Annotated in this window: 12 protein-coding genes and 1 riboswitch; all 12 genes read right to left on the reverse strand. The window is 50.6% G+C overall.

Going from position 1 to position 13,600, the window contains the following annotated elements; all coding sequences use genetic code 11:
• Positions 1-16: 16 nt before the first annotated feature.
• A complete protein-coding gene (gene cbiE, locus ACYCS5_RS12725) occupies positions 17-1,273 on the reverse strand; it encodes a precorrin-6y C5,15-methyltransferase (decarboxylating) subunit CbiE (protein ID WP_165146037.1) in 1,257 nt (418 codons plus the stop codon).
• The gene (locus ACYCS5_RS12730) at positions 1,266-2,411 is read right to left on the reverse strand and encodes a cobalt-precorrin-5B (C(1))-methyltransferase (RefSeq protein ID WP_459761156.1); all 1,146 of its coding nucleotides are present in this window, start codon (positions 2,409-2,411) and stop codon (positions 1,266-1,268) included. The genes cbiE and ACYCS5_RS12730 overlap by 8 nt, the downstream gene beginning before the upstream one ends.
• Before the next feature lie 74 nt (positions 2,412-2,485).
• Entirely contained in the window at positions 2,486-3,130 is a 645-nt protein-coding gene (locus ACYCS5_RS12735; RefSeq protein WP_069012857.1) for a precorrin-8X methylmutase, read from the reverse strand.
• 168 nt (positions 3,131-3,298) lie between these two features.
• Complete coding sequence (cobK, locus tag ACYCS5_RS12740) at positions 3,299-4,078, reverse strand: precorrin-6A reductase (RefSeq protein ID WP_069012858.1); 780 nt, start codon at positions 4,076-4,078, stop codon at positions 3,299-3,301.
• Entirely contained in the window at positions 4,075-5,145 is a 1,071-nt protein-coding gene (locus ACYCS5_RS12745) for a sirohydrochlorin chelatase (protein ID WP_459761311.1), read from the reverse strand. Before ACYCS5_RS12745 ends, cobK begins: the two co-directional genes overlap by 4 nt.
• Before the next feature lie 92 nt (positions 5,146-5,237).
• Positions 5,238-7,034, reverse strand: a complete 1,797-nt coding sequence (gene cobJ, locus ACYCS5_RS12750) for a precorrin-3B C(17)-methyltransferase (RefSeq protein ID WP_459761157.1) — start codon at positions 7,032-7,034, stop codon at positions 5,238-5,240.
• A gap of 311 nt (positions 7,035-7,345) precedes the next feature.
• Positions 7,346-7,531: riboswitch (cobalamin riboswitch) on the reverse strand.
• A 57-nt stretch (positions 7,532-7,588) separates the two neighbouring features.
• Entirely contained in the window at positions 7,589-8,143 is a 555-nt protein-coding gene (locus ACYCS5_RS12755; protein ID WP_318627966.1) for an LOG family protein, read from the reverse strand.
• A 201-nt stretch (positions 8,144-8,344) separates the two neighbouring features.
• Positions 8,345-9,202, reverse strand: a complete 858-nt coding sequence (locus ACYCS5_RS12760; protein ID WP_342425379.1) for a uroporphyrinogen-III synthase — start codon at positions 9,200-9,202, stop codon at positions 8,345-8,347.
• Between the two features lie 101 nt (positions 9,203-9,303).
• Positions 9,304-10,458: a GerAB/ArcD/ProY family transporter gene (locus tag ACYCS5_RS12765; protein WP_459761158.1), complete on the reverse strand. Its 1,155-nt coding sequence runs from the start codon at positions 10,456-10,458 to the stop codon at positions 9,304-9,306.
• A gap of 42 nt (positions 10,459-10,500) precedes the next feature.
• Positions 10,501-10,725, reverse strand: a complete 225-nt coding sequence (locus tag ACYCS5_RS12770; protein ID WP_165146022.1) for a hypothetical protein — start codon at positions 10,723-10,725, stop codon at positions 10,501-10,503.
• Positions 10,718-11,935 (reverse strand): Ger(x)C family spore germination protein, encoded by a 1,218-nt coding sequence (locus ACYCS5_RS12775; RefSeq protein WP_165146019.1) that lies wholly within the window; start codon positions 11,933-11,935, stop codon positions 10,718-10,720. Before ACYCS5_RS12775 ends, ACYCS5_RS12770 begins: the two co-directional genes overlap by 8 nt.
• Entirely contained in the window at positions 11,935-13,560 is a 1,626-nt protein-coding gene (locus ACYCS5_RS12780; RefSeq protein ID WP_459761159.1) for a spore germination protein, read from the reverse strand. Before ACYCS5_RS12780 ends, ACYCS5_RS12775 begins: the two co-directional genes overlap by 1 nt.
• Between the last annotated feature and the right edge of the window lie 40 nt (positions 13,561-13,600).

Genomic DNA, 13,600 nt, shown 5'->3' on the forward strand with positions numbered 1-13,600 from the left:
CTCTTGAATAACCAGCTTACTCCCCTGCTACTTCATCAGCCACGTCTACCGACGGCTGTCCTGTAATGACATATATCGGATTGAGTCCGTCAAAACGCGTCATATTCAAAATCGGCTTGCTGCGCGCTGTTTGCAGTAACGTCACCGAAGTATCGAGTCCTGCTGTTTGCATCGCCTTCATACCGTCATGTAGCGTCTCAATCGTTGCAGCATTCACTACAATTCGTCCATCCTTACGCAGACGGGAAGCGCACAGACGAATCAGCTCGGACAATTCTCCCCCGCTCCCACCGATAAACACCGCATCCGGGTCTGGCAGCTCGTCCAATCCGGCAGGCGCTTTGGCATGAATAACCGGGAAATCGGTGCGGAATTTGATCTTGTTTGCTTCGACATTAGCCAGGTCGCCTTCGTTCTTCTCAATGGCAAATACTTGCCCATACTTAGCCAGTCGCGCACATTCTACCGCTACAGAGCCGGAGCCTGCACCGATGTCCCATACGATGCTTCGCTCGGTCAGACGCAGCTCAGACAAGCTGAATACGCGTACTTCACGCTTCGTGATTAGTCCTTTTTCCGGCTTGCGCTGGTGAAATTCCGCATCCTCGAAGCCAAATCCCCGCCGAATTGCAGGCACGTTTTCACCCTTACGGCGGCGCAAAATAACCACATTCAGTGGTTGGAACGTTCTCTGCGCCATCTCATCCAGCGTATAATGCCGATACACCTCATCCGGTCCGCCCAAATACTCGCCGACGAAGGCATCATATTCCGTCATGCCATAATGCAGCAGATAGGCAGCGACTGCACCGGGATGATTGCGGTCGTCCGTCAACAGCGCGACCTTGTTCTGTCCGTCAATCCGCTGCGCCAATCCGATCATCGGGCGACCGTGTACGCTTTCCAGCACCGCATCCTGCCAGCTTTCACCGAGACGCGCAAACGCCAGCTGGACCGAGCTGAGATGCGGCATAATATCCAAATGTTCCGCCCCCAGCTTGGCAGACAAATAACCTGCAATTCCAAAAAAAAGCGGATCGCCGGACGCAAGCACGACAATATCCTTGTGCTCACGCAACCGTCCCAATTCTTCCACCACGGCGGATAAGCCGCTCTTTAATGTTCGTTTTTCCCCTGCGGCTGCCTTGAAAAATCCTAGCTGGCGTTCTCCACCAACCAGCAGGTCCGCACGCTCAATTTGCTCCAATGTTTCCTGCGACAGACCTGCCGCTCCATTTTCACCGATACCAATGACACGGATCACTTTACTCACCGACTCTCGCCCTCCCCAGCACGTTCCCTTTCAGCGTTATCAGTACCATTTCCACAACGATTCCACCACCTGCATGCTCCAGACAATGCTGACATCCATAGGTACACAGCTTTTCAAAAAAGCTCAGCGCATTCGCTTCGGTCATCATATCCGCCACCTGCGTAGCTGTATTCGCCTCTGCCACTGCCGCTGCAAGCGACTCATCCACACCCGCTTCACGCGCGACCTCAGCCAAAAAGCCAAAATCCACCGGAGCGCTCTTGGAGTGAACCATCATGATACCTTGAGCGACCTTGGACAGCTTACCGGGCATACCGACGAGAATAATCTTTTTCATTCCCAGCCGTTTCCCATGCTTTATAGCAAAGCCAACAAAGTCCCCCATCTGAATAAAGGCCTCTTCCGTCAGCTGATCATACATTTGCATGGCGTATTTTTCACTGCTGCCGCCTGTGGTCAGGACGATTTCCTGGCAGTTCATCGCTTGCGCAACTGATATGGCCTGCACGACACTGGCTTTATAAGCTGACGTGGAAAACGGAACGACCACACCACGCGTGCCTAGTATGGAAATACCGCCAAGAATGCCAAGCCGCCCGTTCAGCGTTTTCTTGGCAATTTCTTCACCGTCCGGTACGCTGATGACGACACGGACACCTTTGGCCGATCCATGCTCCTCGAGCACGCCTGAGACGGCCTCCGTAATCATCCGGCGCGGCACCGGATTAATCGCTGCTTCTCCGACAGGCACAGGCAGACCGGGCTTCGTTACCCGCCCCACGCCGATGCCACCGTCCAGTTCAATGCCCGGCTCCTCGCGCCAGCTAACGGACGCGACAATTCTCGCCTGATGCGTGGCATCTGGGTCATCGCCACCGTCCTTGATCGTCGTGCAGGAAGCTTCGTCCGCGTCCAACACAGGCTCAATCAGCTCAAACGCATGATCGAAGCCCGCGGGCAGCGATATCACTGCTTCCTTCGGCGGAATGCCCGTGATGAGCAGTTGTACCGCTCCTTTGGCTACTGCAGCCGCACAAGCTCCTGTCGTAAAGCCTGACCGCATTGGCTTGTCCGGTGCGGGAGCTTCACCGCTTTTCATCCGTTTGGGCTTGTCGGCGGACGCCGCTTCCTTTTCCATGCCAATTCCTCCTTAACCTCTTCTGCTGATCATGTTCCAATTCATTTCATGATACAGCAAACGGACAACCGCATCTAGCGGACAGCCATTAAGGAGATCGCATTCAATGCTGCTACGACAATTGTACTGCCGCCCTTGCGTCCAATATTCGTAATGAACGGAATATCCAGCTTGCGCAGCTCGTCCTTGGATTCTGCCGCCGATACGAAGCCTACGGGCATGCCAATCACCAGTCCGGGCTTGGCCGCTCCTTCTTTCACCAGACGAATCAGCTCCAGCAACGCTGTCGGCGCATTACCAATCGCATAGATACCACCTTCGCTCGCCTGAATCGCTTTGCGCATCGAAATAATGGCGCGTGTCGTATTCAGCCTTTTCGCTTCTTCCATGACGTCAGGGTCAGATATGTACACATGCACATCCCCGCCAAATTGACGGATACGATCCTTACTCAGCCCCGCTTGAATCATCTGCACATCTGCCACTACCTGCTGGCCTGCGCGAATAGCTGCAATCCCGGCTTCAATCGCTTTTGGATGAAACACCATGCTGCGGCCCAGCTCAAAATCAGCAGATGCATGAATGACACGCTGTACAACGGGATATTGCTCTGCTGTAAAAGGATGCTCTCCCAATTCTTCTGTGATCATCTCGAAGCTTTTGCCTTCAATCTCCTGCGGCTGTACCGTTAGCGGTTTAAATTCTGTTTTGAAATCCATGGTAGACCACTCCCTTATGGAAAATTAGAAAATAGTTTAGGAAAATGACAATTCATTGCTACTAAAATCATGGATACCTGTAAAAACACCTGTTTTAAGATGACTATATTTTAAATACATGCCAGAAGTCGTTCCTGATGAACTGGACTCGCAGGGGTAAGGCTCAACTCAAATTGAAGTTTTCTCTTTTGCTGTACGCAGTGCGTTGATGACTCCGTCGAAATGATCAAATACTGTGCCAAATTCCACTTCCGGCCTGGAAATCAAAAGTACGTGAATCCCCAGCTCCAATGCAGATTGAACCTTTTCATCCACTGCTCCCGTGCTTCCGCTTTCCTTGGTGACCATCACGGTCGTGCCATAGTGCTTGTACAATGCTTCGTTCATCTCGCGGGAAAAGGGTCCCTGCATGGCAATAATATTTTTTTGCTCCATGCCCAGTTCGCCGCATTTCTCCATATTGTCCAGGCGCGGCAGCATGCGTATAACCAGACGAATCTCCGGGTCTCCGAGTAAATGCTTGGTGAACGTGCCGAGCGTCTTACTGCCCGTCGTAAGCATTACAGAACCTTTGAGTTGCTTCGCTTCTAATGCGGCTTCTTCATAGGAAGACACGATGTGGAGCAACGGATGATTGTCATATACAAGTCCTGTCCGCTCATAGCGAATATAAGGAACCCCGGACTCGCGAGCGGCTGTCATCGCATTCGCATGTGCTTCTTCTGCAAAAGGATGACTGGCATCAACAACCGCCTGTATTCCAAGCTCCCGAATCATTGCAGCCATTTCATCGGCTGTCATTCGGCCTGTACGTACGTCTAGTCCCGCTTCAGACAAGCTGGCTGCCGCGCTTTCGGTTACGACTGAGGTCAATACGTTGAAGCCATTGTCACGGATTTGCAGCGCCAATTCCCGAGCATCGCTCGTTCCGCATAGCATGAATATCATGAGCCCTTCACCTGCCCGCTTCCATTCACTACAGATGGCGTATGTGAATGCTCGTGATGGTGATTATGGTCATCATGGCTGTGAGCATGGACATGCTCATGAGTGTGATCGTGGCTGTGTGTATGGTGATCATGATGGTCGTGCTCATGTGCATGATGGTGGTGATGTTCATGTTCATGATGATGATCGTGGTCATGATCGTGGTGATGATGGTGGTGCTCCTGCGCCTCCAGACGGAACTGGCAGTTATCACAATTGGCTGTAACCTTGCCGAACAAACCTTCCTTAGCTCGCTCCAGCACCAGTTCAACCAATTGGGGATGGAAACCAAAATATCCGCCCATCTCCACTTGTAATGCAGGGTGAGCCTCGGCAAATTCCTGGGTCATTTCTCCGATGCGTTTAATCAGCACACCCGTGAACAGAAAATAGGGAAGCACGATAATCTTTTTGGCCCCCAATCGTACACAACGCTCCAATCCATCGGGAAAGGAAGGCTGCGTCACACCGATAAAGCTGCTCTCTACCCATGTATAAGAAAGCTTCTCCCACAGCATACGGGTGATTTTGAAAAAGTCACTGTTCGCATCTGGATCGCTACTTCCGCGTCCTAATACAAGTACCGCCGTTTCCTCGTCAGGTACCTCGACAGATGCCTCGACAGATGCCTCGACAGCGCTAATCATCCCCGCTGGAACTGCAACCGGCTGGGCCTCTTTCAAGCGGCTTAGCAGAATGCTGACGATTTTCTCGTGAACACCAATCGGACGTCCGTATACAAATTCCACCTGCGGATATTTCGCCTTTGCCCGGTCAATAGCCATCGGAATATCAATTTTGGCATGTACCGCTGCGAACAAAATAATCGGAATAAGAACGACACGCGTCGCCCCTTTCTCCACACAAGTTTGCATCCCATCAGCAATGCTGGGACGTGCCAGCTCCAAGAAACAGGTTTCCACGCACATATCCGGTACCCGATCTGCCACTGCCTGTGCAAATTCCAGCAGTTCCTGGTTCCCCTCCGGGTCCCGACTTCCATGTCCAACCAACAATATTGCATCCACTGCTGTTGTTTCCTCCTCTTGAATAGGGATAGCCTGCATGACGCCCTATTTTATATATATGCTTGTATCCCGTTCATCAGGCCTTCAGTCCATTAATCACCACAAACCGCATTCACTTCTACCGTTACTGGTGCATCTTCATGCCGGAACCCCGCAACGACACCTACACGCTTAAAAAATTTATGAAAGCGCTCATTCGGATGTCCTTTTTCCTTATATTCAGCGATGACATGCTCCACGATGTCCGTAATCTGATCACCCGGAATTCCTTCCGCTACAGGCTGAGCGGCATGAGCATTGCGGCCGAATTTTTTGCCACCGAGGAAGAGATCGTACCCACCCTTGCGATAGACGATTCCGATATCCTCTAGTACGGCTCCATAGCAGGCCATACCGCATCCGTTCAAAGCAATGCTCGTTTCCTTGGGTGCCTGTAATCCACCAAGTACAACCTGTAAATGCTCAGCCACAGGCACAGCGTCATCCTTCTCCATATTGCAGAAGTCGCACGCCTTTACCTTAAACACATCGCCAACCGGCATGACAATGAATCGTTCATCCCGCAGCCGCCCGACCAGTTCCTCGGGGTCTGCACACGGCACGCGCAGCACGATCTGATGATCCGGCGTGTATTCCAGCTCGCCATCATCACCCGCTACCTCGGCGAGCAGCGCCATCTGGCGAGCGGTGAATTTCTTGTTTCCCACACCCGGGGAAACACCCACCTCAAACAGCGCAGGCTTGCCAAAGCCGCCTGTCGCCATCCCGGCCGCGGCCCCTGCTCCGGCCACCGCCGACGTTCCGGCGGTGCTCTTGGCGGTAGGCGCTTGCCCGCTCCAGCGAGCGTTGGCTTCGCCAGGCAGCTTGCCGCCGACAGCGAGGCGGCTTAGCGCCTCTGCCGCCAGCGATGCCGGGGCCGTGCCGGTTTGCACAGCAGTTGTTGCCTGCACAGCAGCCATCGCTTGCGGGCGTGCCTGCGTCGCAACCGCAGCGCCGCTCGCGGAGGGTCCAGCGGGCGTAGTCGGGGCTGCTCCTGCCTGCGGTGTACCCTCTTGCGCTCCCAGCGACCACGGCTCCGCTTCCGTGCGGAGACGCTGATGCGGCTTGAGCGCCTGCTCGGTCGCATCCAGCGTGTATTTGCGCTGATATCCGCGCGGAGTCACGATCAAGCCGTCATACACCGTCGTCGAGGAATTGCCGATGATTACAGTCGTCAGCATCCCGATGTCGTGGTTCAGCATATCTTCCAGCGTCGTTACAATAACTTGCTGACGTTCACGATAAGCACTCTTCACCAGCCCAACCGGAGTTTGCGGATCGCGGTAACGCAGCAAAATGGACTGCGTCTCCACAATCTGGCGGGTACGCCGGCCACTGCGCGGATTATATAATGCAATCACAAAATCGGCCGAAGCCGCTGCTTCTACGCGCTTCACAATCGTTTCCCATGGGGTCAGATGATCACTCAGACTAATTGTGCACGCATCATGCATAACTGGCGCCCCCAACAGTGATGCACAGGACTGAATAGCCGAGATCCCCGGCACGACTTCTACTTCAACTCCGTCCTCGCGTCGCCAGCCTTTTTGCATCAGCACTTCGTACACCAGCCCTGCCATGCCATAGACTCCTGCATCTCCACTGGAAATGACGGCTACCTTCTTGCCCATCTCTGCTTGGCGAACCGCCTCCTGCGCACGGCTCACTTCCTCTGTCATCCCTGTACGTACAATCTCCTGTCCGTTCAACAACGGACGGATCAAATCAACATAGGTATTGTAGCCGATAATGACCTCACTTTCGGCCAGCGCATCCAGCGCCCGTTTTGTGATATGTTCCATATCTCCTGGTCCAAATCCAATCACCAACAATTTTCCTAATGGGCTCATCGGGCTCCTCCTATTCATCCTTTTCAGGGCAGCTATGCTATCTATTCCAATGATTTTTGGACATCCTGTAACTCAAAAAAGCCCCATCCTACCCGGATGGGGTTTCTATGTACGTATCTCTCATCAGACGAACAAACAGCGTAAGAAGACACGATTTGTCTTCCTCCAGCCTGCCGTTGTTTTCCATCTGTCTGTTTACGCTTCAAACGCTGCTGCACGTTCATATCCACGCAAACCTCTAGCCAACATGGAAAAAGCAACGTGTGCCTGATTTCCTGATTTCGTACACCCATCCTCTCCGCGAAGGTTAACGGTGCATACAGATCAAGGTAGGTCTCCTGGCTTGGCATCAACGGATTCTTTCGTCTTCCCCGTTTTTCACGAGTGACCAATTAAAAAAATCCTCTTCCTTACAGTGGCGGGACCGCTCGGGATTTGCACCCGATTCCCTGTTACCCTTTGCTCAACCGCAAAGGCACCTTGTCTGTCCGCTATTTGATTATGGGTCTTATCATAACCTTGCCTCAATCAGTTGTGCAAGCACGAAAAACGCTTTATTTTAAGTTCTCTGCTTTCTTTTTTAACATATGTAGCAATTCGTCCGGGTCCGCAGAGATACTCAGTAGCGCTGGATGATCAGCTCCGGTAAACCCTTCCTGAACGCTATGACGTACCATTTCTATCAACGGGTCAAAATATCCATTTACATTCAGCAGCCCAATAGGCTTGCGATGAATGCCAATTTGCGCCCAGCACAATACCTCGAACAGCTCCTCAAAGGTTCCCAAACCACCCGGAAGGGCAATAAAAGCATCGGCCATCTCGCTCATTGCCGCTTTACGCTCATGCATGCTTGCTACCTCAATAAACTCGGTAACTCCCCGATGTACGATCTCTGCATCGAATAACAGGGTGGGCATAATACCGGTGACCTGACCGTCACCCGCCAGCAGTCCATCCGCCACCTCTCCCATCAACCCCCTGCTAGAGCCACCATAGATCAGACGGATATGATGGCGAGCCATGGCTTCCCCCAGCTTGCCTGCCGCCTCAACATATACCGATGAATGTCCAGGTCTGGACCCGGCAAATACGCAAATAGAATTCATTAACGTCTCAGCTCCTGTCCTCAAGTATCATGCATCGAAACTTATTCATTATATTAGACAAATATTTTCGCTATAACAAAAAACTTTATCGATGCATGTCCAACAAAAAAAGATAAAGACCTCGTAGGCCCTTATCTTTATTTTACTCTGGATTAGTAAATATAAGTTCATTTTCTGCTTACAGCACTATCATTTTCTAACTCATTTCAAATGACCGTTCACACTCTTCAGACCGTAGCCATGCGCCGAATCACGATGTTCAAAATATTTGCCCAGCTCCACCATCATCGCGCCCATGCGTTCTTCAGTTGGGAACACGATTCGTTCAATCCCTTCTTCCACAATGGACTGTGCGGTCACTTTGCCTACCGATACAGCAATGACATCTTCACGAAAAGCTTCCAGCAAATCTTCAATTCGGTTTTGCTCTCTGGCATATTGGGCCAAAAATCGAATTTGCGGACCACTTGTGAACGTAACAGCATCAACATTACGATGGATAACATCCTCTAGTAACGCCTGCAATTTTGCTTCCTCAGGTGGGATATGCTTATAAGGAAGTACCTGGCGGGTCACTGCCCCCTGCTCGTCCAGCCATTTTACCAACCGTGGGGCTGGATCGCCATGCAGTTGCAACAGCACTTCCTTCCCCTTCAGATCGTATGGGGCGAAAGCTCCTGTCAATCCGATCAAACTTCCGTCCTCGTCTCGTACTGCTGGCGTAAAGCCACGCTTTTTGAGTCCATTGACCGTCTTGTAGCCCCGCGCTGCAATGTTGGAAGATTGCAGCAACTCTATAATCTGCTCAGCCACACCCATATCCTCTGCCATATCGAACAGGGCATCCAGCCCCATGCCTGTCGTGAAGATGTACCAGTCCGGAGGGTTCTTTACCCACGATACAACAGCGTTGCGCAGCTCGATATCATCTAGAAAAACAGTGCCCTGGGCCGGACGATGTACTGGCTCCCCTCCCATCTTCACAACTAGCAGCGCCATTTCGTCTGCTTTACGGGGACCAGCAAGAGCGACTCTCTTACCTGCCATGCGTTGTGCCATTCTGTTTCCTCCCTAGTAGAAGTCGTATTTCTTTCTACCAAGTATACAATCAGAGGGGTAAAAGACAAATAAGAATTACTTTTTCGATGAATACAGGAATCTTATAAGTGGGTGTGTCCTGTTCTGTCTCCCTGCCGGCTTTCTTTCTGACTACTGCTATCCCGCTCTCCGTTAGATCCCTTATCATCTCCGCCTTTCCCTTTAGATTTGGGTCGGAGCAACATCCATAGTACCAAGGGCATAAGTACAAAAAAAATGATCATCACCGCGGTCCACTCCCGGCTGAAATCAAAAACTTGCACGATGTTGGAGAACAGCATAAACGAACAGACATAACCTAACAAACCTACGGGCCAAACCATCAGACTCCCCCAGGCATGGGAGAACATACGCTTTACCGCCAAACTGGTAACGTACAGATCAATTCCGATCTTCGTAAGAAAGGTTGGTACGGTCAGTGCTGCCACGAACAAGTCGAACCGATCCAGAAAGTCCGTTAGCTGCAATTGACGCACCAGTTCATACGATGGATAGAACAGCCGTGACAAGATAGGAACACCAATAACCAACTCCGACTGCAACACCAGCATGATCAGAAAAGCGGTTCCGAGCAAATGCCCATACCACGCACTACGTCCATTATAACTCTTTCCAGAAATAACAAAGGGAACCATCAGGATATCGGCCATATATCCCAGCATGCGCCAGCTGCCCTTGATCACTCCCTCTACCTCTGGATGTAAGTAGGGTCTCAGCATCGAAAAATCCATATTACGCCCAAAAAAAAGCGGCATGGTCAACAGCGTCAAAATCAACATCGGCAAAAAAATCTCGGCCATATTCACGATGGTGCTTATTCCGCCTTTGGCCATAAATACCAGAGTCAACAGCAAAATAAGAGAAGTGACCACAATCGGAGTCAGCGGCAAAAGCACAACCTCCACTAAATCCGTGATAATTCTCAAATCCCGTGCAAAAATGATCAGGAATAAAATAAGGTAGACTGCAAGCAGCATACGTCCCAGCACAGGATGAGAGCTCACCATCGCCTGCATTAGATCCTGGTCAGGAAAACGACGCTTGAGTTTCAACATCGCCCAGATCGGCAAGCATAGCACGATAGCCGCAATTATACAGGTCCAGTAGGCATGCTGATTCGCGTGATCCGCTGCCTGCGCCGGAGCATGTATAAGGGTAATACCGACCTCCATCAATACACCCAGCAGTACGATTTGTCTGGTTGTGAACTGTTTCATACAGGTCATCCTCCTTTTCTCCGCAGGCATCCAATACACGATTTACAACGTAGGGGGGAGCCACAAGTCAATAAAACGGGTAATCCATGTAGCCACATAAACGGAACTCTTCGTCGATGTTCCGTAAATCCAGATACCAATGCTAATAACATACAATACGCGGGAGACCCAACGATTGATGGCAGGTGCACTATTAATACTTTTGCGATCAATCAGATACATGAAGAGCATAGCCAGCAATAAAGGTAATAAGAATACTTTATTCATTCTGGATTTTCTCCTTTTTGACCCCGAATGGTTTGGTGACCGCACCGATATTCTCAATATGCACGACCGGATCTATGGTGATCTCCACCTTGGGATATAGTTGCTCCCATTGAGGTTTAATCCGTTTCCATTCATCCGGGTGACTCGTAATAATAGCCCGGCCCAAACCAAGTATGTCTGAGTGATACTTTTGCTGGATTACCTTGACACCCTCTCCCAGTTCCCTCTTAATTTCCTCGGCTGTCTGATGTTCCAGCCACTTCAAATTTTCCTCGTTAGAAATATCGAAATCCGTCTCATTCTCCTTCACATTCCCATTGCAGTTCATATGAACGGTCATTCGAATCTCATTCCCCTGAATATAGGGCTTAATATGGACTTTATTTTCGATGAGGTGTACAGATATATAGCCTCTACCTTTGGGAGGGGGGATAAATATTTCTGTCTCCTTGGCTTGTTCCATACCCAAAAGCAGAAATCGACTGAGATGGTTATCAATAATCCCTGTTAACCTGTCTTGTCGAAAGACTGCCAATCCATCGATCTGAATATTCGTCTTCTTGTCTTTAAGACTAGCGGGCCCATTCTTCACCAGAGACATTACTGGCACCACCGGGTCAATGCCTTCCAGCAGGACGGAATTCATCAGCAGTTTAACGGAACGAGGTTTTTTCATATAGGAAAAGTTAAGCTCACGCACCATTTCCGCTGGATATTGCTCAATCGGAGCATCTGCCTGAAGCACTTCCATCGCTGACCCCTTCGTGATAACAACCAGGGAAGACAGACGGTTCTGCGGAATACGTGCAATGACATCCATCATTTTGCTAATCCCTTCCCGTGCCAGCGTCTCGCCGAACAGCAGTACCCGCCGATGGGAGTAATTAAGTGTTCGCGAAACCCCGCGCTGTTCCTCGGTACTTGCTCCTCGAAAGCTTGGACCTGTTTTGGACTCCAGATAGTAGGACTTCGTACCGCTTGTACCTCCCCCTCCTCCTGTGCTGCCCGAAGATCCGAGTTGTCCAGGCAAAGCAATTTGCATCGTTACCCGGTATTGATCGCCTTCCTTGTCTAGCCCGGTACCCATCACAAAGGCCACATCGTTCACTTCACGGCGATCCCAGCATCCTCCCAAAAGAACAGAACAAAGCAGCAGACAACAGAGCACAGCCGCTTTACGTATTTTTTGTGTATTCGATTTGGGCTTCATCACCATCCCTCCTCGGTGGTAGGCGTTCCATTCATCTTTTCCTTCGCTCGTTTGTTGTTGTCTTTACCAATCCAGGAAGGACGTTTAGTCATTTTCCACCAAGGTGCACGGACGACGATATCCTTTTGATCCGTATGGTTGTACGGGCTATATCCGCTCATGTAAGGGACACCAAACGATGTTAGCTTGGTTAGATGCGTAGCAATCAGCGTTGTCGCAATAATGATCCCAAACAATCCGAATAAACCCGCCATCAGCATGATTGGAAATCGTAGCAGGCGAACTGTGATGGCAAAGTTAAAGCGTGGAATGGTAAACGAAGCAATACCTGTGAGCGACACAACAATGACTATGGGTGCCGATACAATCCCTGCCTGTACTGCGGCCTGCCCAATTACGAGCGCACCAAGAATACTAACGGCCTGACCGACCGTTTTGGGGAGACGAATCCCTGCTTCACGTAATGCCTCAAAAGAAATTTCCATCATTAACGCTTCCACCAGTGCTGGAAAAGGGATAGATTCACGAGCCGCTGCAATACTTAATATGAGTGTCGTCGGCAGCATATCATGGTGATAGGTCGTAACCGCTACATATATTGCTGGCAGAAAGAGAGCCATGATGAGAAAAAGAAAACGAATCCAGCGCACCATATTACTGATGAAAAAACGTTCGTAATAGTCCTCGCTTGCTTGCATCATCTGCCACATCGTGACCGGGCCAATCAGAGCAAAAGGCGTTCCGTCCACAAAAATAGCAAAACGTCCTTCCAGTAATTGTGCGGTGACGGTATCCGGGCGTTCAGTATATTCCATTTGCGGAAACGGAGAAAACGGATGATCCTCAATCAGTTCCTCAATATATCCAGTCTCCAGAACACCATCAATTTCAATATCGCTGAGCCTTTTTTTTACATCCTCCACCAGTTTGGGATCTATGATCCCTTCAATATAGGTAAGGACGACGCTCGTTTGAGTTTCTGTTCCGATGGTCATGCTGTACATCTTGAGCTTGGAGGTCTTCAACTTGAAACGCAACAGTGCCGTATTGACGCGAAGGGTCTCAGTGAAGCCCTCACGCGGCCCGCGAATAACCGCTTCCGTCTGGGGTTCCTCCACGCCACGGCGGACACCACCCTTGGCACTAAAAATATAAGCACGAGGCGTACCATCTACGAACAAGGCGGCATTGCCGTCCAGTATCGCTGCCGCTACCATCTTCCATTCGTCCATCGTTTTGGTCTGGGACATCGAGATGCGAGTTTCATCCAGCGGCTCCAATTTGCCGTTTACTTCAGGGTCCTTGAGCATCATGCCCAGAATGACAGGCCGCAGGATATGATCCTGCAAATCCTCTGATTTTACCGTACCTTCAAAATAAGCCAACAACCCTTTGCGTTCAGGGGAAATCATGAGCTCTCGGTAGACGATATCAGAGCATTCCTTGAAAATGTCACGCAAAGCAATCAAATTGTCTTCCACATTGCTACGCAGCGGCTGTTCCAGCCACGAAGACTCAGGCAGTCCTTTAGGCACATTGGAATTTCGTGTCTTGCGGTCTGCGGCTGGAATCGCTCTCCGGCTCCACGGTAGCTTCGGCAACTTGGGAAAGCGCCCTTTCTTCATCGTTATTCCCCCTTTACGAATGAGCCGAACAGATAATATG

This window comes from Paenibacillus sp. SEL3, from assembly GCF_054602585.1.

Excerpts from the sequence above, each read along its gene's own strand:
- ACYCS5_RS12730 (WP_459761156.1), bottom strand. The coding sequence starts at position 2,411 with ATGGAAAAGGAAGCGGCGTCCGCCGACAAGCCCAAACGGATGAAAAGC.
- ACYCS5_RS12735 (WP_069012857.1), bottom strand. The coding sequence starts at position 3,130 with ATGGATTTCAAAACAGAATTTAAACCGCTAACGGTACAGCCGCAGGAG.
- ACYCS5_RS12780 (WP_459761159.1), bottom strand. The coding sequence starts at position 13,560 with ATGAAGAAAGGGCGCTTTCCCAAGTTGCCGAAGCTACCGTGGAGCCGG.
- ACYCS5_RS12765 (WP_459761158.1), bottom strand. The coding sequence starts at position 10,458 with ATGAAACAGTTCACAACCAGACAAATCGTACTGCTGGGTGTATTGATG.
- ACYCS5_RS12760 (WP_342425379.1), bottom strand. The coding sequence starts at position 9,202 with ATGGCACAACGCATGGCAGGTAAGAGAGTCGCTCTTGCTGGTCCCCGT.
- cobK (WP_069012858.1), bottom strand. The coding sequence starts at position 4,078 with ATGATATTCATGCTATGCGGAACGAGCGATGCTCGGGAATTGGCGCTG.
- ACYCS5_RS12775 (WP_165146019.1), bottom strand. The coding sequence starts at position 11,935 with ATGAAGCCCAAATCGAATACACAAAAAATACGTAAAGCGGCTGTGCTC.
- cobJ (WP_459761157.1), bottom strand. The coding sequence starts at position 7,034 with ATGAGCCCATTAGGAAAATTGTTGGTGATTGGATTTGGACCAGGAGAT.
- ACYCS5_RS12755 (WP_318627966.1), bottom strand. The coding sequence starts at position 8,143 with ATGAATTCTATTTGCGTATTTGCCGGGTCCAGACCTGGACATTCATCG.
- ACYCS5_RS12770 (WP_165146022.1), bottom strand. The coding sequence starts at position 10,725 with ATGAATAAAGTATTCTTATTACCTTTATTGCTGGCTATGCTCTTCATG.